14 protein-coding genes are annotated in these 17,167 nt (G+C 70.4%); 11 read left to right on the top strand and 3 right to left on the bottom strand.

Annotation, left to right across the window (positions count from 1 at the left end; translation table 11 throughout):
* Positions 1-18: 18 nt before the first annotated feature.
* The 4 genes from RWH43_RS07750 to RWH43_RS07735 all read left to right on the top strand — a co-directional run bounded on the left by RWH43_RS07750 (position 19) and on the right by RWH43_RS07735 (position 3,603).
* Positions 19-681, top strand: a complete 663-nt coding sequence (locus RWH43_RS07750; protein ID WP_056231073.1) for an ATP-dependent Clp protease proteolytic subunit — start codon at positions 19-21, stop codon at positions 679-681.
* 487 nt (positions 682-1,168) lie between these two features.
* Positions 1,169-2,437 carry an ATP-dependent Clp protease ATP-binding subunit ClpX gene (clpX, locus tag RWH43_RS07745; protein ID WP_144835365.1) on the top strand — a complete coding sequence of 423 codons (1,269 nt, stop codon included), beginning with the start codon at positions 1,169-1,171 and terminating at the stop codon, positions 2,435-2,437.
* Between the two features lie 41 nt (positions 2,438-2,478).
* Positions 2,479-3,012, top strand: coding sequence for a hypothetical protein (locus tag RWH43_RS07740; RefSeq protein ID WP_230704715.1), 534 nt, complete (start codon positions 2,479-2,481; stop codon positions 3,010-3,012).
* 402 nt (positions 3,013-3,414) lie between these two features.
* On the top strand, positions 3,415-3,603 hold the full coding sequence (locus RWH43_RS07735) for a GNAT family N-acetyltransferase (protein WP_316001159.1): 189 nt from the start codon (positions 3,415-3,417) through the stop codon (positions 3,601-3,603).
* 51 nt (positions 3,604-3,654) lie between these two features.
* Here the strand turns inward: RWH43_RS07735 and RWH43_RS07730 are convergent, their stop codons facing one another.
* Positions 3,655-5,706 (bottom strand): M3 family metallopeptidase, encoded by a 2,052-nt coding sequence (locus RWH43_RS07730; protein WP_316001158.1) that lies wholly within the window; start codon positions 5,704-5,706, stop codon positions 3,655-3,657.
* 80 nt (positions 5,707-5,786) lie between these two features.
* Here RWH43_RS07730 and RWH43_RS07725 point away from each other — a divergent pair, with 80 nt between their 5' ends.
* Both RWH43_RS07725 and RWH43_RS07720 read left to right on the top strand, forming a co-directional pair.
* Positions 5,787-6,383 carry a helix-turn-helix domain-containing protein gene (locus tag RWH43_RS07725; protein ID WP_144785255.1) on the top strand — a complete coding sequence of 199 codons (597 nt, stop codon included), beginning with the start codon at positions 5,787-5,789 and terminating at the stop codon, positions 6,381-6,383.
* The gene (locus tag RWH43_RS07720) at positions 6,380-6,592 is read left to right on the top strand and encodes a hypothetical protein (RefSeq protein WP_144835359.1); all 213 of its coding nucleotides are present in this window, start codon (positions 6,380-6,382) and stop codon (positions 6,590-6,592) included. The genes RWH43_RS07725 and RWH43_RS07720 overlap by 4 nt, the downstream gene beginning before the upstream one ends.
* A gap of 677 nt (positions 6,593-7,269) precedes the next feature.
* Here the strand turns inward: RWH43_RS07720 and RWH43_RS07715 are convergent.
* Entirely contained in the window at positions 7,270-7,518 is a 249-nt protein-coding gene (locus RWH43_RS07715; protein WP_056231099.1) for a hypothetical protein, read from the bottom strand.
* Positions 7,518-10,085, bottom strand: a complete 2,568-nt coding sequence (gene valS, locus RWH43_RS07710) for a valine--tRNA ligase (protein ID WP_316001157.1) — start codon at positions 10,083-10,085, stop codon at positions 7,518-7,520. The genes RWH43_RS07715 and valS overlap by 1 nt, the downstream gene beginning before the upstream one ends.
* 805 nt (positions 10,086-10,890) lie before the next feature.
* Here valS and RWH43_RS07705 point away from each other — a divergent pair.
* From RWH43_RS07705 to RWH43_RS07685, 5 genes are all read left to right on the top strand, one after another.
* The gene (locus RWH43_RS07705) at positions 10,891-11,409 is read left to right on the top strand and encodes an endonuclease domain-containing protein (protein ID WP_230704711.1); all 519 of its coding nucleotides are present in this window, start codon (positions 10,891-10,893) and stop codon (positions 11,407-11,409) included.
* A 533-nt stretch (positions 11,410-11,942) separates the two neighbouring features.
* The gene (locus RWH43_RS07700) at positions 11,943-13,556 is read left to right on the top strand and encodes an ABC transporter substrate-binding protein (RefSeq protein ID WP_144835393.1); all 1,614 of its coding nucleotides are present in this window, start codon (positions 11,943-11,945) and stop codon (positions 13,554-13,556) included.
* Between the two features lie 28 nt (positions 13,557-13,584).
* Positions 13,585-14,562 carry an ABC transporter permease gene (locus RWH43_RS07695; RefSeq protein WP_154096560.1) on the top strand — a complete coding sequence of 326 codons (978 nt, stop codon included), beginning with the start codon at positions 13,585-13,587 and terminating at the stop codon, positions 14,560-14,562.
* Complete coding sequence (locus RWH43_RS07690; protein WP_316001156.1) at positions 14,559-15,401, top strand: ABC transporter permease; 843 nt, start codon at positions 14,559-14,561, stop codon at positions 15,399-15,401. The genes RWH43_RS07695 and RWH43_RS07690 overlap by 4 nt, the downstream gene beginning before the upstream one ends.
* Positions 15,398-16,945 (top strand): dipeptide ABC transporter ATP-binding protein, encoded by a 1,548-nt coding sequence (locus RWH43_RS07685; protein WP_316001155.1) that lies wholly within the window; start codon positions 15,398-15,400, stop codon positions 16,943-16,945. Before RWH43_RS07690 ends, RWH43_RS07685 begins: the two co-directional genes overlap by 4 nt.
* Positions 16,946-17,167 lie beyond the last annotated feature (222 nt).

Below are 17,167 nucleotides of genomic sequence, written 5' to 3'. Positions count from 1 at the left end.
GAGGAAAAGGACACCCACATGAACATCCCCACCTTCGGCGGCGCAGCGTCTCACATGCCGTCCAGCCGTTACGTCCTTCCTCAGTTCGAGGAGCGCACGGCCTACGGCTACAAGCGCCAGGACCCCTACAACAAGCTGTTCGAAGACCGCGTGATCTTCCTCGGCGTGCAGGTCGACGACGCGTCGGCCGACGACGTCATGGCCCAGCTGCTCGTTCTCGAGTCGCAGGACCCCGACCGCGACATCATCATGTACATCAACTCGCCCGGTGGCTCGTTCACGGCCATGACGGCGATCTACGACACGATGCAGTACGTCTCGCCGCAGATCCAGACGGTCGTGCTCGGTCAGGCCGCCTCCGCGGCCTCCGTGCTGCTGGCCGCCGGCGCCCCCGGCAAGCGTCTCGCCCTGCCGAACGCCCGCATCCTGATCCACCAGCCCGCGATGGGCGAGGCCGGTCACGGTCAGGCGTCCGACATCGAGATCCAGGCGCAGGAGATCCTCCGCATGCGCACCTGGCTCGAAGAGACCATGGCGCGCCACACCGGTCAGGACGTCGCGAAGGTCAATAAGGACATCGACCGCGACAAGATCCTCTCCGCCGCCGAGGCGATGGAGTACGGCATCGTCGACCAGGTGCTCACGACCCGCAAGCGCACCCCGGCGGCCCTCACCGCCTGACGCGCTCGCGACACGATGAAGCCCCGCAGACCCGTTTCGGTCTGCGGGGCTTCATCGTGCGCGGGGAGCGGTGCCGCGCGGGACCAGTGCTGCGCGGGGCTTGGTGCCGCGCGGGGCCGGTGCTGCGCGGGGCCAGTGCTGCGCGGGGCCAGTGCTGCGCGGGGCTCCGCCGCGGCTTGCGCGCTCTTGCGGTGCGGCGCGTGCGGCGGTCCCCACCCATCGCGAGACTGCATCTCGCTGACGAACCGGCGTCAGGCTGCAGCGGCGATGTCAGCGAGATGCAGTCTCGGCGTCGCCGGGCACCACCGCGGCGGGGTGACCATCCCCGCGGGTCGACGTTCGCGATGATCCGGCGGGCGAACGGATGCCGTGTGTCCGCCGTCGGCGATCATGACGCCGCCGCGCGCGCGAATGCCCTCGGTTCGCCCGGGCTCGGGTTAGGCTCGGGTAACACACCGGCGCAGGCCGGGTGACGGGAGGATCCGCGATGGCACGTATCGGTGAGAGCGCCGACCTGTTCAAGTGTTCCTTCTGCGGCAAGAGCCAGAAGCAGGTGCAGCAGCTGATCGCCGGTCCGGGCGTCTACATCTGCGACGAGTGCGTCGAGCTCTGCAACGAGATCATCGAAGAGCGCATGGCCGAGTCGTCGGCCGGCGAGGTCGCCGAGTTCGATCTGCCGAAGCCGCGCGAGATCTTCTCGTTCCTCGAGGAGTACGTCGTCGGGCAAGAGCCCGCCAAGCGCGCTCTGGCCGTCGCCGTCTACAACCACTACAAGCGCGTGCGCTCGCACGGCACCCTTCAGCCCGCGGAGCAGCGCGCCGAAGAGATCGACATCGCCAAGAGCAACATCCTGCTGCTCGGGCCCACCGGTTGCGGCAAGACCTACCTCGCTCAGACGCTCGCGAAGCGCCTCAACGTGCCGTTCGCCGTCGCCGACGCCACGGCCCTCACCGAGGCCGGCTACGTCGGTGAAGACGTCGAGAACATCCTGCTCAAGCTGCTGCAGGCCGCCGACTTCGACGTCAAGCGCGCCGAAACCGGCATCATCTACATCGATGAGGTCGACAAGATCGCCCGCAAGGCCGAGAACCCCTCGATCACCCGCGACGTGTCGGGCGAGGGCGTGCAGCAGGCGCTGCTGAAGATCCTCGAGGGAACGGTCGCCTCGGTTCCGCCGCAGGGCGGCCGCAAGCACCCGCACCAGGAGTTCATCCAGATCGACACGACGAACGTGCTGTTCATCGTGGCGGGCGCCTTCGCCGGGCTCGAGGAGATCATCTCCGCTCGCGTCGGCAAGCACGGCGTCGGCTTCGGAGCGCCCCTCCAGCGCAAGGAAGACGCGCCCGATCTCTTCAGCGAGGCGCTGCCCGAAGACCTGCACAAGTTCGGTCTGATCCCCGAGTTCATCGGTCGCCTGCCCGTCGTGGCATCCGTCTCGCCCCTCGACCAGGACGCGCTGACCGAGATCCTCACGACGCCGCGCAACGCGCTGATCAAGCAGTACCAGCGCATGTTCGAGCTCGACGGGGTTCAGCTCGAGTTCGACGACGACGCCCTGCGCGCGATCGCCGACCTCGCCGTCAAGCGCAAGACCGGCGCTCGTGGGCTCCGCGCGATCCTCGAAGACGTGCTCGGCCCGATCATGTTCGACGTGCCCTCGGCCGACGACATCGCCAAGGTCGTCATCACCCGCGCGGCCGTCGAAGACGGGGCGCAGCCGACGATCGTGCTGGCGCAGAAGCGCCGCAGCGCCTGACCGCGCTCCCCGTGTTCCACGGGCGCGGCGAGCAGCTGCGGGTGAGTCCCCTCACCGTCGGGGGTATGACCCGCGGCGCCCGGCTGATCGTGCGTGATCGTCCGGACGCCGCGCTGACGACGCTCGTCGAGGCCCTGCGCGCCGAGCGATTCGACGTCGGCGACGACCGGATGTCGAAGGCGTTGTCGGCACGCGGCTCGGAATGGATCGCGCAAGACCTGCGCATCGGAGCCCCCGCCCCGACGTGGTCGTCGGGCATCGTGGATGCCGCCGTGCAGCACACCCCGCTCGCCTTCGTGCCCGGTCTCCGCCGCCGGGCGACCCCGACGGTCGTCATCGCGAGCGCCCGCGCGCACGACGAGGGTGCGGAGCTCGTGGTGTTCTCGCACCCGACGCTGGTGGGCTGGACCACGGCGAACGACGCCGCGCACCTCGTCAGCGCCGCGCTCGACCGCGTCGAGGCGCAGTACGCGCCGGCGGGGCTGCTGGTCTCGCGGGAGGCGCTGCGCGGGATACCGAATGACGGGGCTCCCGCCTCGCAGGCCTTCGTGCGCGACGTGCTCGGCTGGCGCTGACGGATCGCGGGAGGGCGCCGTGCAGCAGGTGCCCAGGCCGGGGGCCGACACGAGGTTCTGCGGCGGGCAGGATGGAGGGATGCTCTCGGATCTCTCCATCCTGCCCGTCGCCCTCTCGAGCCGAGCAGGGGAGGTGCAGCTGCGTCGAGCCGTTCCCGGCGACCTGCCCGGATTGATGGCGCTTCTGTCGGACGACCCGATCAGTGCGGCCCGCGGTGATCGTGGCGACGACTCCGACGAGGAGGCCTACGCCGCGGCGCTGCGAAGCGTCTTGAACGCTCCGCTGAACGACCTCCTCGTGGTCGACGACGCGGCCGGCCGTCTGGTCGGCACCCTGCAGCTCACCGTCATCCCCGGCATGGCTCGGCGCGGTGCACCCGCCTGCTCGTCGAGGCCGTGCGCGTGTCGTCGACCGAGCGATCGTCGGGCATCGGCACCGCCGTCATGCAGTGGGTGATGCACGTGGCCGCCCCGGCGACCGGCGCGACCCTCGTGCAGCTGACCTCCGACGCCGCGCGCGTGGACGCCCACCGGTTCTACACGCGACTCGGCTTCGTCGACTCGCACGTCGGCTTCAAGTACGCGGTCTGACGACGTCGGGCCCAGCCGCACGACGCGACCGGGCCCGACATTCGGCCGACCTCAGCCGGCGAGACCGCGTCGTTCGAGGAGCGGCTGGATCTCGGCATCCCGACCCCGGAAATCGCGGTACGCGGCGAGAGGATCGCCGGAACCGCCGACCCCCAGGAGCCTCTGGCGGAAGCGGTCGCCGTTCTCGCGCGTGAGGCCGCCGTTCTCGCGGAACCACTCCACGGTGTCGGCGTCGAGCACCTCGCTCCAGATGTAGGAGTAGTAGCCGGCGCTGTAGCCGCCCGAGAACACGTGGGCGAAGTACGTCGAGGCGTAGCGGGTCGGAACGGTGGGGTTGTCGAGGCCGATGCCGGCAAGGGCGCGCGCCTCGAAGGCCGCGACGTCGATGTCGGCCGACGCCTCATCGACGGACAAGCCGTGCCACGCCTGATCGATCCATGATGCGGCGAGGTACTCGCTCGTCGCGAAGCCCTGGTTGAACGCCTCGGAGGCGTGCAGGCGCTCGACGACGTCGGCCGGGAGCGGCTCGTCGGTGTCGATGTGACGGGCGTAGTTCGTGAGGACCTCGGGCCAGAGGATCCACATCTCGTTCACCTGGCTGGGGAACTCGACGAAGTCGCGGTAGACGGCCGTTCCGCCGAAGTGCGGGTAGGTCACGGTGGCGAAGAGCCCGTGCAGGGCGTGGCCGAACTCGTGGAAGAGGGTGGTGACCTCATCCAGCGTGAGAAGCGTCGGGGTCCCGGGCGCCGGCTTGTTCACGTTGAGGTTGTTGACCACGATCGGGGCCGTGCCGCGCAGGGCCGACTGCGTCACGATCGAGTTCATCCACGCGCCGCCGCGCTTGCTGTCGCGCGTGTACAGGTCGAGCAGGAACAGGCCGAGCTCGCTGCCGTCAGCGTTGTGCACCTCGAACACGCGGACGTCGGGGTGGTAGCCCTGAAGATCGTGACGTTCGGTCATGCGGATGCCGTAGAGCTTCTCGGCCGCGAAGAACACGCCGTCGCGCAGCACGCGCTCGGCCTCGAACCACGGACGCAGGGCAGCGCGGTCGAGGTCGTAGCGCTCGGCGCGGACCTTCTCGGTGTAGAACGCCCAGTCGTGGGCTTCGATCCGGATGCCATCGACATCGGCGATCTTCTGCAGGGCCTCTTGCTCGGCGCGGGCGTTGGCGGCAGCGGGGGTGGCGAGTCGACGGAGCAGGTCGCGCGCGGCATCCGGAGACCCCGCCGTCTGATCGGCGAGGACGGCGGCGGCGTGCGAGGGGTAGCCGAGCACCTCGGCGCGCTCGGCGCGAAGGCACACGATCTCGCGGAGCACCGCGCGGTTGTCGTTGTCGTTGCCGCGGGTGGCGCGCGAGCGCGAGGCCTCGAGCAGGCGGCGGCGGCTCTCGCGGTTCGTGAGCGAGGCGAGCAGGGGGTGGCCGGTGTACAGCGTGAGGTTCACGACGTAGCGTCCGTCGAGGCCGCGGCTCGTGGCCGCCTGCGCCGCGGCCGAGAGCTCGCCGTCGCTCAGGCCGTCGAGTTCGTCGGCGGTGTCGAACACCACCGCGAGCTCGTTGGTGTCGGCGAGCAGGTTCTTCTCGAACGTGGTCGTCAGCACCGACAGTCGCTGGTTGAGCTCGGTGAGCTTCTGCTTCTGCGCGTCGTCGAGACCGGCACCGGCCAGCGACATCTCGCGGTGGTACCGCTCGACGAGGTAGCGGCTCTCGGCATCGAGGTCGAGGCCGTCGAGCTGCGCGTGCACAGCGGCGATCCGCGCGAACAGGTCGGCGTCGAGCTGGATCGCGTCGCGGTGCGCCGACATGAGGGGAGCGAGCTCTTCTTCGACGGCCTGGATCGCGAGGGTGCCGTCGGCGGATGCCACGGTGTAGAAGGTGCGCGCGACCCGGTCGAGCACCTGCCCGCTGCGCTCCAGCGCGACGAGGGTGTTCGCGAACGTGGGCTCGTCGCTTTGCGCGGTGATCGCGTCGACCTCCGCCCGCTGCGCGGCGAAACCGGCGCGGAACGCGGGGAGGTAGTGCTCGACGTCGATGCTGCCGTAGGGCGGCAGGTCGTAGGGGAGCGAGGGCGGCGCGAGGAGGGGATTGTTCACGGCATCCGTCATCGGTCCAGCCTAGGCGCAGTCTGCCGTGCGATGCAGAGAACATGTTGCAAAGAAGCGCTTGCAAAGGTAACTTTGCAGTCATGGTCGAGCAGCCGAAGCCCCGCGAAGAGCGTGTTCTGGATGCCGGGGCACTCCGCGCCCTGGCGCACCCGCTGCGCGTGCGGCTCTATGACATCCTCAGCCAGTACGGCCCGCAGACCGCGAGCAGCCTCGCGGAGCTGACGGGGGAGTCGACCGGAGCGACGAGCTACCACCTGCGAGCGTTGGCCCGTCACGACCTCATCCGCGAGGTCGCCGACCGCGGCACCGCGCGCGAACGCTGGTGGGAGCGCCCCGCCGGCAGCGTCACGCTGACGAACCCCGAGCTCGAGCACACGCCGTCGGGACGCGCCGTGATGGAGGCTGTGCACTCCGAGACCCTGACGCTGCGCCACCAGCAGCTCATGCACTTCGCCACCCACGGGTGGGACGAAGACGAAGAGTGGCGCGAGGCATCGGTGATCTCGACCGCGACCGCGCGCCTGACCGCCGAGCAGTCGCGCGACCTCGTGCAGCGCATCGGCGCCCTCATCGACGAGACCGTCCAGCGCTACCGCGACCAGACGGGCGAGGGCGTGCGCCCCGTCACGATCCGCAACGACGTCTTCCCCCTGCCGACCGAGAGGGGCTCCGCATGACCGCCGTCACCCGCACCATCGTTCTGCCGGTGCGCCCCACCCCCGTCGAGGCGGCACTGCTCGCGTTGTCGCGGGCGATGACTCGTGTCGCCGAGGAGCGGATGCGCCGTCGCGCGTGGGCCGTCGAGGCGGAGCCGGCACGGCGAGCCGGCCGTGCCGCATCGCAGGCGATGTCGGCGGATGCCCCGCGGTACCTGTTGCCGCGGTGACGCCGGCGGTTCCTGAGCTTGTCGAAGGGCCAGCGACCCGCGTGCAACCCAGGTCCCTGAGGTTGTCGAAGGGACCGGAACCCGCGTGCCCCCGGTGGCTTCGACAAGCTCAGCCACCTCGCTTCAGGCCCGGCAACCTCGCAACCCAGGTCCCTGAGCCTGTCGAAGGGACCGCGACCCGCGCGCCCCCGGTGGCTTCGACAAGCTCAGCCACCTCGCCTCAGGCCCAGCAACCTCGCAACCCAGGTCCCTGAGCCTGTCGAAGGGACCGCGACTCGCGCGCCCCCGGTGGCTTCGACAGGCTCAGCCACCTCGCCTCAGGCCCGACAACCTCGCAACCCAGGTCCCTGAGCCTGTCGAAGGGACCGCGACCCGCGTGCCCCCGGTGGCTTCGACAAGCTCAGCCACCTCGCCCAGCAACCCGCGCGCCCCCGGTGGCTTCGACAGGCTCAGCCACCTCGCTTCAGGCCCAGCAACCTCGCAACCCAGGTTCCTGAGCCTGTCGAAGGGACCGCGACCCGCGCGCCCCCGGTGGCTTCGACAGGCTCAGCCACCTCGCCCAGCGACCCGCGCGCCCCGACGGCTTCGACAAGCTCAGCCACCTCCCTGCCCCGGAACGCAAAGAGCCCGCCGACGCACGAAGGCGTCGACGGACTCAGCAGCGCGAACCCGGAGGCTCAGGCGAACTCGGCGTCGTCGTCGTAACGCACGACGACCTCGCCCGCGGCATCCTGGCTCACGATGACCCCGGTGTCGAGCTCGGCGACGGGGCGCCCCTCGAGGAAGGTCAGCGTCCACTTCGGAGCGGGCGCGCTGAGCCCGTCGGGGTTCAGCGCGGCTTCGACGGCGGCGATCTGGGCGTGAAGAACCTCGGGAACAGCCTTGGGCGGCTGCTCGCGGGCGGTCCAGCGGGTTCCGAGTTGCATCAGGCCTCCTGGGGTGCGAAAACGATGTCGGTCACGGTGGTGGTGTCGGCCTCGGCGAACAAGATCGTCTCGATGCGGCCCACGGCGCGCAGGTCGCCCTCGGCGAGGCGCAGGGCCTCGACGTTCGGCCCCGACACGGTGAGCGAGGTCACCTGCGTCTTCTGCGAGGCCTTGGCCTCGGTCTTGGCGCGACGGATGCCGATGAGGGCGGCGCTCACCGCGGTGAGAACTGCCGGGTCGCCCTCGATGCCGAGCGGCTCGGGCCAGGCCGCGGTGTGCACCGAGCCCTCTTCGAACCACGACCACACCTCTTCGGACGCGAACGACAGCACGGGCGCGAACAGACGGACGAGCGTCGACAGCGCCGTGCGCAGCGCGAGGGCGGCCGAGGCCTGGCCCACGTCGGACTGGTCGTACGCGCGCTCCTTCACGAGCTCGAGGTAGTCGTCGCAGAACGTCCAGAAGAACGACTCCGTGATCTCGAGCGCCCGCGCGTGGTCGTACGCCTCGAAGGCGGCGGTGGCGTCGCGCACCACGGCATCCAGCGTTGCGAGCATCGACGCGTCGAGCGCGTGCGTCACCGCGGCGCCCTCGGGCACGGGGAACGACAGCACGAACTTCGCCGCGTTCAGCAGCTTGATCGCGAGGCGCCGACCGATCTTCACCTGCGTCGGGTTCTGCGGGTCGAACGCCGCGTCGGTGCCCAGGCGGCTCGACGCCGACCAGTAGCGCACCGCGTCGGAACCGTGCTGCTTGAGGATGTCGGCGGGCGTGACGACGTTGCCCTTCGACTTCGACATCTTCTTGCGGTCGGGGTCGACGATGAAGCCCGAGATCGCGGCATCCGTCCACGGGCTGCGGTCGTCTTCGAGGGCGCTGCGCAGCATGGTCGAGAAGAGCCACGTGCGGATGATGTCCTGCCCCTGGGGGCGCAGGTCGAACGGGGCCACGAGATTCCACAGCTCCTCGTCGCGCTGCCAGCCACCGGCCAGCTGCGGGGTGAGCGACGAGGTCGCCCACGTGTCGAGGATGTCGCGCTCGGCGTCGAAGCCGCCCGCCGCGCCCCGCTGGTCTTCGGTGTAGCCCGGGGGCACGTCCACCGTCGGGTCGACCGGCAGCGAGGCGAGATCGGGCGTCAGCACGCGCGAGTAGTCGCGCTCACCACTGTCGTCGAGGCCGTACCAGACCGGGATCGGCACGCCGAAGAACCGCTGACGCGACACGAGCCAGTCGCCCGTGAGGCCGCTGGTCCAGTTCTCGAAGCGCACGCGCATGAAGTCGGGATGCCACGACATCTCGCGACCGAGCGAGATGAGGCGCTCGCGCAGCTCGGCGTCGCGCGCGCCGTTGCGGATGTACCACTGGCGCGTCGACACGATCTCGAGCGGGCGGTCGCCCTTCTCGAAGAACTTCACGGGGTGGGTGAAGGGCTTGGGGGCGCCCTCCATGACGCCGGACTCCTGCAGGAGCTCGACGATGCGCTTCTTGGCGCTGAACACGGTCTTGCCCGCGAGCTCGTCGTAGGCCGCCTTCGCGGCATCCGTCACGATCACATCGGGGGCCTCGGCCACGATGCGGCCGTCCTTGCCGATGATGGTGCGGTTCGGCAGGTCGAGCTCGCGCCACCAGATGATGTCGGTCACGTCGCCGAAGGTGCAGATCATGGCGATGCCCGATCCCTTGTCCTTCTGCGCGAGGGGGTGCGCGAGCACCGGCACTTCGACGTCGAACAGAGGCGTGCGCACGGTCGTGCCGAACAGCGGCTGGTAACGCTCGTCGTCGGGGTTGGCCACCAGCGCCACGCAGGCCGGCAGCAGCTCCGGGCGGGTGGTCTCGATGAACACATCGCCCGAGCCGTCGGTCTTGGCGAAGCCCACCCGGTGGTACGCGGCGGGCTGGTCGCGGTCTTCGAGCTCGGCCTGGGCGATCGCGGAGCGGAAGTCCACGTCCCACAGCGTCGGGGCCATCGACTGGTACGCCTCGCCGCGCTCGATGTTGCGCAGGAACGCCAGCTGGCTCGTGCGGATCGAGTCGTCGGAGATCGTGCGGTAGGTCTGCGTCCAGTCGACGCTGAGGCCCAACTCGCGGAAGAGCTCCTCGAACTGCTTCTCGTCTTCGATCGTCAGCTGCTCGCACAGCTCGATGAAGTTGCGGCGGCTGATGGGCACCTGGTCGGCGGCCTTGCTGCTCTTGTTGTCGCCGCCCGCGAACGGCGGGGTGAAGTCGGCGTCGTAGGGGAGCGAGGGGTCGCAGCGCACGCCGTAGTAGTTCTGCACGCGGCGCTCGGTCGGCAGGCCGTTGTCGTCCCAGCCCATGGGGTAGAACACGGTCTTGCCGCGCATGCGCTCGAAGCGCACCTTCACGTCGGTGTGCGTGAACGAGAACACGTGGCCGATGTGGAGGCTTCCGGATGCCGTCGGCGGCGGGGTGTCGACGGAGTACACGCCCTGGCGGCCGAGCTCGGCGGCGCGCAGGCGGTCGAAGACGTAGGTGCCGCGTGCACGCCAGGCGGCGTCCCATTTCTGCTCGAGGCCTTCCAGGGCGGGCTTGTCGGGAATGGTGGCCATAGGGGTACTCCTCGAGCGATATGGGCGGCACTGTGTGAGCGTGCCTGATGGGTTCTGCGTCCACGATACCGGGGGTCTCGCGCGAGCGCGCGTCGTGGCGCGCAAGCTCAGCGATTCGCGCAGATTCAGCCCGGCGGGGCGAATGCGGGCTGAGCTTGTGGGGATTGCTGAGGTTGCGCGGGCATGCGTCACGTGCCGCGCGGTGTGAGGGAATCGCGCATCCTCAGCTTGCGAGGGTGGATGCCGACTGAGATTGCGGGGATCGCGGAGGTTGCGCGGACGAGCACGCAATCGGCGCCCGCACAGGGTCAGGGATTCGCGCACCTTCAGCTTCCGGAGGCGGATGCCGACTGAGATTGCGGGGATCGCTGAGATTGCTCCATCTGCAGCGATTGCGTGTTGGCATTCCTCCCCAGCGGGATGTTCATCCACAGGGGTCGCCGCGGTGCGTTTTTGCTGCTCCAGGCGGGCGACGATGGCGCACATGGATGACGCCCTCGCCCGTGCCGTCGCAACGCGAACCGCTGAACTCGGAGGCGTTGTCCGCCCGACCCGTCTCATCCGCGAGGGGCACAGCCGACACCGGATCTCCCAAGCGCTCCAACGTGGATTCGTTCTGAGGGTCAGGCGGGACTGGATCGCGCTTCCGACGGCCGACGCACACGTGGTCTCCGCCGCGCGAACGGGCGTCGTGCTGTCGTGCGTCACCGCCGCCGACAGGCGTGGGCTGTGGGTCGCCGAACGGCCGGACAAGCCACACGTCGCGTATCCCGGCCGGGGAAGGGTCGCAGGTCCCGCCGCCGTCGTGCACTGGCAGCGGGCTATCGTCCCTCGGCATCCGGATCTGCTCGAAGACGAGATCGAGAACATCCTGCTCACTGTCGCCTCGTGTCAGCCGTACGAGGCGGCTCGCGCGATCTGGGACTCCGCGCTGAACAAGAAGCTGGTCGATCTGGCGCACCTACGCCGTCTGCCCTGGACCGGTGCCGCACGCCGGCTCGTTCGAGAGGCGTCGCCCTGGGCCGACTCCGGGCTCGAGACGTTCGTGATCGTCCGACTGCGGTGGATGGGTCTCCCCATCCGATCGCAGATCTGGATCCACGGTCATCGCGTCGACTTCCTCATCGGAGAGCGGCTCGTCCTTCAGGTCGACGGCGGACACCACGTCGGGGCGCAGCGCACGGAAGACATCCGCCACGACGCGGAACTGATGCTGCTGGGCTACCACGTCATCCGCGTGGGATACGAGCAGGTCATGAACCGCTGGCCCGAGGTGCAGGAGCAGATCATGCACGCCGTGGCGCAGGGGCTGCACAAGGCGTGAGCGGTCGCGCACACTCAGCGATTCGCAGATCTTCAGCAAGATGGGGCGGATGCCGACGGAGGTTCTGCGAATCTCGGAGGTGAGGCGGGTTACGAGCGAGACGCCGGCCGCGCAGCTCAGCAATCCGCACGGAGTCGCCGATCCGCGCGACCTCGGTGCCGAAAGACGGATGCCGACGGAGACTGGGCGTACCACTGAGGTGGTGAGTTCCTGTGGGTACACGGTGCCGCTCTCGCAAACTCAGCGATTCGCACGTCCTCGGCCCGCCGGGGCGGATGCCGACGGAAGTTCTGCGAATCGCTGAGCTTGTGAAAGCCCGTGGATGCGGTGCTGCTTTCGCAAACTCAGCGATTCGCACATCCTCGGCCCCGAGGGGCGCATGCCGACTGAGGTTGTGCGAATCGCTGACTTTCTGCGGCGGGGCACCCGCCCGCGTTCGCTGTGAGCGCGCGCGGCGCCGCGGACTTTCCGCACTCGGTCCAGGAACCCCGGTAAGCTGAAAGCCTTCCCACCAGAGATTCCGAGGTTTCTCCATGCCTTCTTCGCTTTCGCGCCGCGTGCTGTCGGCTGTCGCCGTCGCGGCCGTCGCCGCCCTCTCGCTCTCGGCCTGCGCCGGGTCGGACCCTGCCGCGCAGGGCGACGGCGAGGTCGTCTGGGCGATCGAGGGAGCGAACCTCTCGGCCGGGCACATGGATCCGCAGACCAGCCAGCTCGACGTGTCGGCGATGGTGCAGCGCGCGGTGCTCGACTCGCTCGTGTTCCAGGAGGCCGACGGTACGTTCTCGCCGTGGCTCGCCGAGTCGTGGGACGTCGAGGACGGCGGCGCGAGCTACCTCTTCCGCCTGCGCACCGACGTGACCTTCCACGACGGCACCCCTTTCGACGCGGCCGCGGTCAAGGCGAACTTCGACCGCATCGTGAACCCCGACACCGCTTCGGCGCAGGCGGCCAGCATGCTCGGCGGTGACCTGTACGCGGGCACCGATGTCGTCGACGAGCACACCGTGCGGGTGCGCTTCACGCAGCCCTACGCTCCGTTCCTGCAGGCCGCCAGCACCGCCCTGCTCGGCTTTTACTCGCCCAAGGTGCTCGAGACCAAGGCCGACCAGCTGAAGGCCGGCGGTCCCGACGTGACCGTCGGCACCGGCCCGTTCGAGCTCACCGAATACACGCCCGACCAGGACATCGTGTACACCCGCAACGACGACTACACGTGGGGTCCCGACGGCGGTGGCAAGCCGAGCTTCAAGACGCTGCGCGTCGACATCCTCCCCGAGGCGTCGGTGCGCGTCGGTGCGCTCTCGAGCGGACAGGCCGACGTGGTGACCAACCTGCCGCCGAACCTCGTGCAGCAGGTTCCCGCCGACGACACCGTGAAGTCGATCGCCTACCCGGGCCTGCCGTACTCGCTGTTCCTCAACGAGAAGTACGGCGTCTTCGCCGACCAGAAGGTGCGTCAGGCGTTCACCCGCGCGATCGACGTCGACACCGCGGTGAACGAGATCTTCTTCGGTCAGTACCCCCGCGCCTGGAGCGTCCTCGGCGCGACGACCCCCGGCTACGACGCGAGCCTCGAGAACTCCTGGCCCTTCGACCAGGCTCAGGCCAACGCCCTTCTCGACGAGGCCGGATGGACGGGTCGGGATGCCGACGGCATCCGGACCAAAGACGGTCAGCGTCTCACCGCCCGGTGGATTGCCTGGACCCCGGTTCCCGACGACCGCGCCGCACTCGCCAACGCCGTGCAGAGCGACCTGAAGGCCGTGGGCTTCGACCTGCAGCGCGAGGTGCTCGAGCCGGGTGCCTACAACGAGCAGTACGGCCCCAAGACCTACGACGTCACCGACTGGGGCTTCTCGGGCGTCGACGCCGACCTGCTGCGCAGCCACCTCGCCACCGACGGGTTCCAGAACGCCTCTCAGGTGAGCGACCCCGCCCTCGACGCGCTGCTCGAGCAGGGCGCCTCGACGACCGACCCCGCCGCCCGCAATGCGATCTACGCCCAGGTGCAGCAATGGAACGCCGACCAGGCCACCATCGTGCCGCTGTACAGCCCGGCCCTGATCAGCGCCGTGACCCCGAAGGTCTCGGGTCTGACGTTCGACCTGTACGGCCGTCCGCTCTTCGCGACCGCTACGGTCGGCTGAGCCGTCGGGTCTCAGACACACTATTCGGATGCCACGCTCTCGCTCGCACGTACTGCTGACGCGCCTCGGCGGGATCGTGGCATCCGTCGTCCTGGTGCTCTGGGGAGCGGCGACGCTGGCGTTCATGGCGTTCCGGATCATCCCGGGCGACCCGGTCGACGTGCTGCTCGGACCGCAGGCGCAGGTGAGCGAGGCGGTCAAGGCCGGCATCCGCAGCGACCTGGGTCTCGACCGACCCGTGCTCGAGCAGTACGCGACCTTCCTCGGCAGGCTCGTGCGCGGCGACCTCGGTGAGTCGTACCAGCTGCGCCAACCGGTCGTCGAGGTCATCGGGCGCCAGCTCGCCCCGACTCTGCAGCTCTCCGCGCTCGCGCTGGTGATCGCCGTGGTGCTGGCCCTCGCCTCGTCGCTGCTCGTGCGCGGGCGGACCGGTCGGGCCGTGGCATCCGGGATCGAACTCGTCGTGCTGTCGTCGCCGGTGTTCTGGACGGGGCTGCTGCTGCTGAGCGTCTTCTCGTTCCAGCTCGGGTGGTTCCCAGTGTCGGGGGCGCGGGATGCCGCCGCGATCGTGCTGCCCGCGGTGACCCTGGCCCTGCCGATCGCGGCGCTGCTGTCGCAGGTGCTGCGCGACGGCGTCGAAGCGGCCGAGCGCGAGCCGTTCCTCACCACCGTCCGCGCGCGCGGGGCGACGCCCCTGCGCGAGAGCGTGCACCACACGCTGCGCCACGCGAGCGTCGGGGGAGTGACGCTCGCGGCCTATCTCGTCGGGTCGCTGCTCGGCGGCGCGGTGCTGGTCGAGACCGTGTTCGCCCGACCCGGCATCGGCCGCGTGACGCTGACGGCGATCACCGACCGCGACCTGCCGGTGATCACGGGCGTGATCCTGCTGAGCGCCCTCGTCTTCGTCGTCGTGAACACCGTCGTCGACCTCGTCGTGCCCCTGATCGACCCGCGCCTGCGCACCGCCGCGCCGGCGGTGGCCGCCCGAGCGGCGGTGCCGTCGTGAGCGCCCCCGTCACGCTGCGGCAGCGCACCCTCCGCGGTCAGGCCGCCGCGCTGTGGATCGCCGGCGCCGTGCTCGCCCTCATCGCCCTGGCCGCCGTCGCCCCCGGGCTGCTCGCGACCCACGACCCGCTGCTGACCGACGTGCGCGCTACCCTGCAGCCGCCCAGCGCCGCGCACTGGTTCGGCACCGACCAGAGCGGACGCGACGTGTACTCGCGCGTGATCTACGGGGCCGGACGCTCGGTCGGCATCGGCCTGCTCGCCACCGGCCTCGCCCTGGTCGTCGGGGTGATCGCCGGTTCGCTCTCGGCCGTCGCGCCGCGATGGGCGGATGCCGCGGCCATGCGCATCGTCGACGTGCTGCTCGCGTTTCCGGAGTTCCTCGTCGCCCTGCTGGTCGTCGCGGTGCTCGGTCCCGGCCCGGTCAACGTCGCGGTCGCCGTGACCATCGCCGCGGTGCCCGTGTACATCCGCCTGGCGCGGGCGCAGACGCGCACCCTCGCCGCCGCCGAACACGTCGAGGCCGCACGGATCATCGGGGTTCCGACCGCCGTCGTGCACGTGCGGCACGTACTGCCCGGCGTGCTGGGCGCGGTGAGCGTGCTGGCCACGATCGGCATCGGTACCTCCATCCTCGCCGCCGCCGGGCTGAGCTTCCTCGGGCTCGGCCCCACCGAACCCACCGCCGAATGGGGCCTCATGCTCTCCGCCGGCCGCAACCTGCTGCTGCAGGCGCCGTGGGTAGCCGTCTTCCCCGGGCTCGCGATCACCGCGACCGTCGTGAGCGTCAGCGTGATCGGCCGCGTCCTGCGCGCCCGCGCCGAGGAGCGCGACGCATGAGCGGGCTGCGGGTGCGTGGACTCCGCATCGACGGATCGACCGGCGCGATCGTGCGCGGGCTCGAACTCGACGTCGCCCCGGGCGAATGCGTCGCGATCGTGGGGGAGTCGGGCACCGGCAAGTCGGTGAGCGCCCGCGCCCTGCTCGGCCTCCTGCCCGCGGGCCTCACGGCTCGCACCGACGAGCTCGAGGTCGACGGCGTCGACGCCCGATCGTTCGGCGAGCGGCAGTGGCGCGGGCTGCGCGGCGACCGGATCGCCCTTGTGTCGCAGGACGCCCTCGTCTCACTCGACCCGCTGCGCCGCATCGGTGCCGAGGTGGCCGAGCCCGTCCGCATCCACGAGCCCGACGTGCGGGGAACGGCGTTGGCCGCGCGCGTGCGCGAGAGCCTCGGGCGGGTGTCGCTCCCCGAGCCCGAGACGCGGGCACGTCAGTACCCCCACGAGCTGTCGGGAGGTCTGCGGCAGCGCGCGCTGATCGCCTCCGCGCTCGCCGCGAATCCCGCCGTACTGGTCGCCGACGAGCCGACGACGGCGTTGGATGCCACCGTGCAGGCGCGCGTGCTCGATCTGTTGCGCCGCATCGCCGACGACGGCGTGGCCGTGGTCTTCATCAGTCACGACCTCGGGGCGGTCGCCCGCGTGGCGGACCGCGTCGTCGTGATGCACGAGGGGCGCATCGTCGAGACCGGACGGACCGCCGAGTTGCTCGCCTCTCCCCGTGATCCTCATACGCGCGCGCTAGTCGAGGCGGTGTCGCACGAGCCCCTCCGCCGGGCACCGCGCACCGACGCCCCCATCTTCACCGCCGACGCCCTGACCAAGCGCTTCGGCGACCGTAAGGCGGTCGACGACGTGTCGATCGAGTTGCGCCGCGGCCGCACACTCGCCGTCGTGGGGGAGTCGGGCTCGGGCAAGACGACCCTCGCGCGCCTGATCGTCGGGGTGTCGGATCCGGATGCCGGGACCATGACGTTCGCGGGCCGCCCCTGGTCGTCGCGGGTCGCCCGCGGCGCCGCGCGGACCCGCGTGCAGCTCGTGCAGCAGAACCCGTGGGGCGCCCTCGACCCCCGCTGGACGGTCGGCCGCACGCTCACCGAGGCCGTGGCCGCCGGGGGAGTCGCGCGTTCCGAACGTCGCTCCGCCGTCGCCGCGCTGCTCGAAGAGGTGGGCCTGTCTCCCGCGTTCGTCCGGCACCGGCCCGCGCAGCTGTCGGGCGGGCAGCGCCAACGCGTCGCGATCGCCCGCGCCCTCGCCGTGACGCCCGACCTCCTCGTGCTCGACGAGCCGGTGTCGGCGCTCGACGCGTCGGTGCGCGCGCGGATCCTCGACCGCCTCCGCGCCCTGCAGGCCGAGCGCGACCTCGCGATGGTGTTCGTCACGCACGACCTCGACGTGGTGGCCGGCATCGCCGATGACGTGATCGTGATGAAGGACGGGCGCGTCGTCGACTCGGGCACCGTGTCGTGCGTCTTCGCGGCTCCGCGGCATCCGTTCACCCGAGAGCTGCTGGCCGCGGCGGGTCTGGGCTCGGCCGGCGCGTGAGGCGGGGGTCGTGTCCGGCCCCGCACCTTCCGTTGAGCGTCCACAACACCCGGACGAGACCGCCCCCGCGTCCGGGTTTCTTGGACGCTCGACCGCCGCGCACACCCCGCAGCGCGCCGCGCCCGGCTCGCGTAGACTGGATCCACACGCACCGATCCGGCCATCACCGGGGAGCACGCGGAAGAACGTCCGGCCCTTCGACTCGCTCAGGGACCGGATCAG

It is taken from the genome of Microbacterium algihabitans, from assembly GCF_032464975.1.
Taxonomy (GTDB): Bacteria; Actinomycetota; Actinomycetes; order Actinomycetales; family Microbacteriaceae; genus Microbacterium; species Microbacterium algihabitans.
This window is presented reverse-complemented; position numbering and strand designations above follow the sequence as displayed.

Excerpts from the sequence above, each read along its gene's own strand:
- RWH43_RS07750 (WP_056231073.1), top strand. The coding sequence starts at position 19 with ATGAACATCCCCACCTTCGGCGGCGCAGCGTCTCACATGCCGTCCAGC.
- clpX (WP_144835365.1), top strand. The coding sequence starts at position 1,169 with ATGGCACGTATCGGTGAGAGCGCCGACCTGTTCAAGTGTTCCTTCTGC.
- RWH43_RS07730 (WP_316001158.1), bottom strand. The coding sequence starts at position 5,706 with ATGACGGATGCCGTGAACAATCCCCTCCTCGCGCCGCCCTCGCTCCCC.
- RWH43_RS07725 (WP_144785255.1), top strand. The coding sequence starts at position 5,787 with ATGGTCGAGCAGCCGAAGCCCCGCGAAGAGCGTGTTCTGGATGCCGGG.
- RWH43_RS07720 (WP_144835359.1), top strand. The coding sequence starts at position 6,380 with ATGACCGCCGTCACCCGCACCATCGTTCTGCCGGTGCGCCCCACCCCC.
- RWH43_RS07715 (WP_056231099.1), bottom strand. The coding sequence starts at position 7,518 with ATGCAACTCGGAACCCGCTGGACCGCCCGCGAGCAGCCGCCCAAGGCT.
- valS (WP_316001157.1), bottom strand. The coding sequence starts at position 10,085 with ATGGCCACCATTCCCGACAAGCCCGCCCTGGAAGGCCTCGAGCAGAAA.
- RWH43_RS07700 (WP_144835393.1), top strand. The coding sequence starts at position 11,943 with ATGCCTTCTTCGCTTTCGCGCCGCGTGCTGTCGGCTGTCGCCGTCGCG.
- RWH43_RS07695 (WP_154096560.1), top strand. The coding sequence starts at position 13,585 with ATGCCACGCTCTCGCTCGCACGTACTGCTGACGCGCCTCGGCGGGATC.
- RWH43_RS07685 (WP_316001155.1), top strand. The coding sequence starts at position 15,398 with ATGAGCGGGCTGCGGGTGCGTGGACTCCGCATCGACGGATCGACCGGC.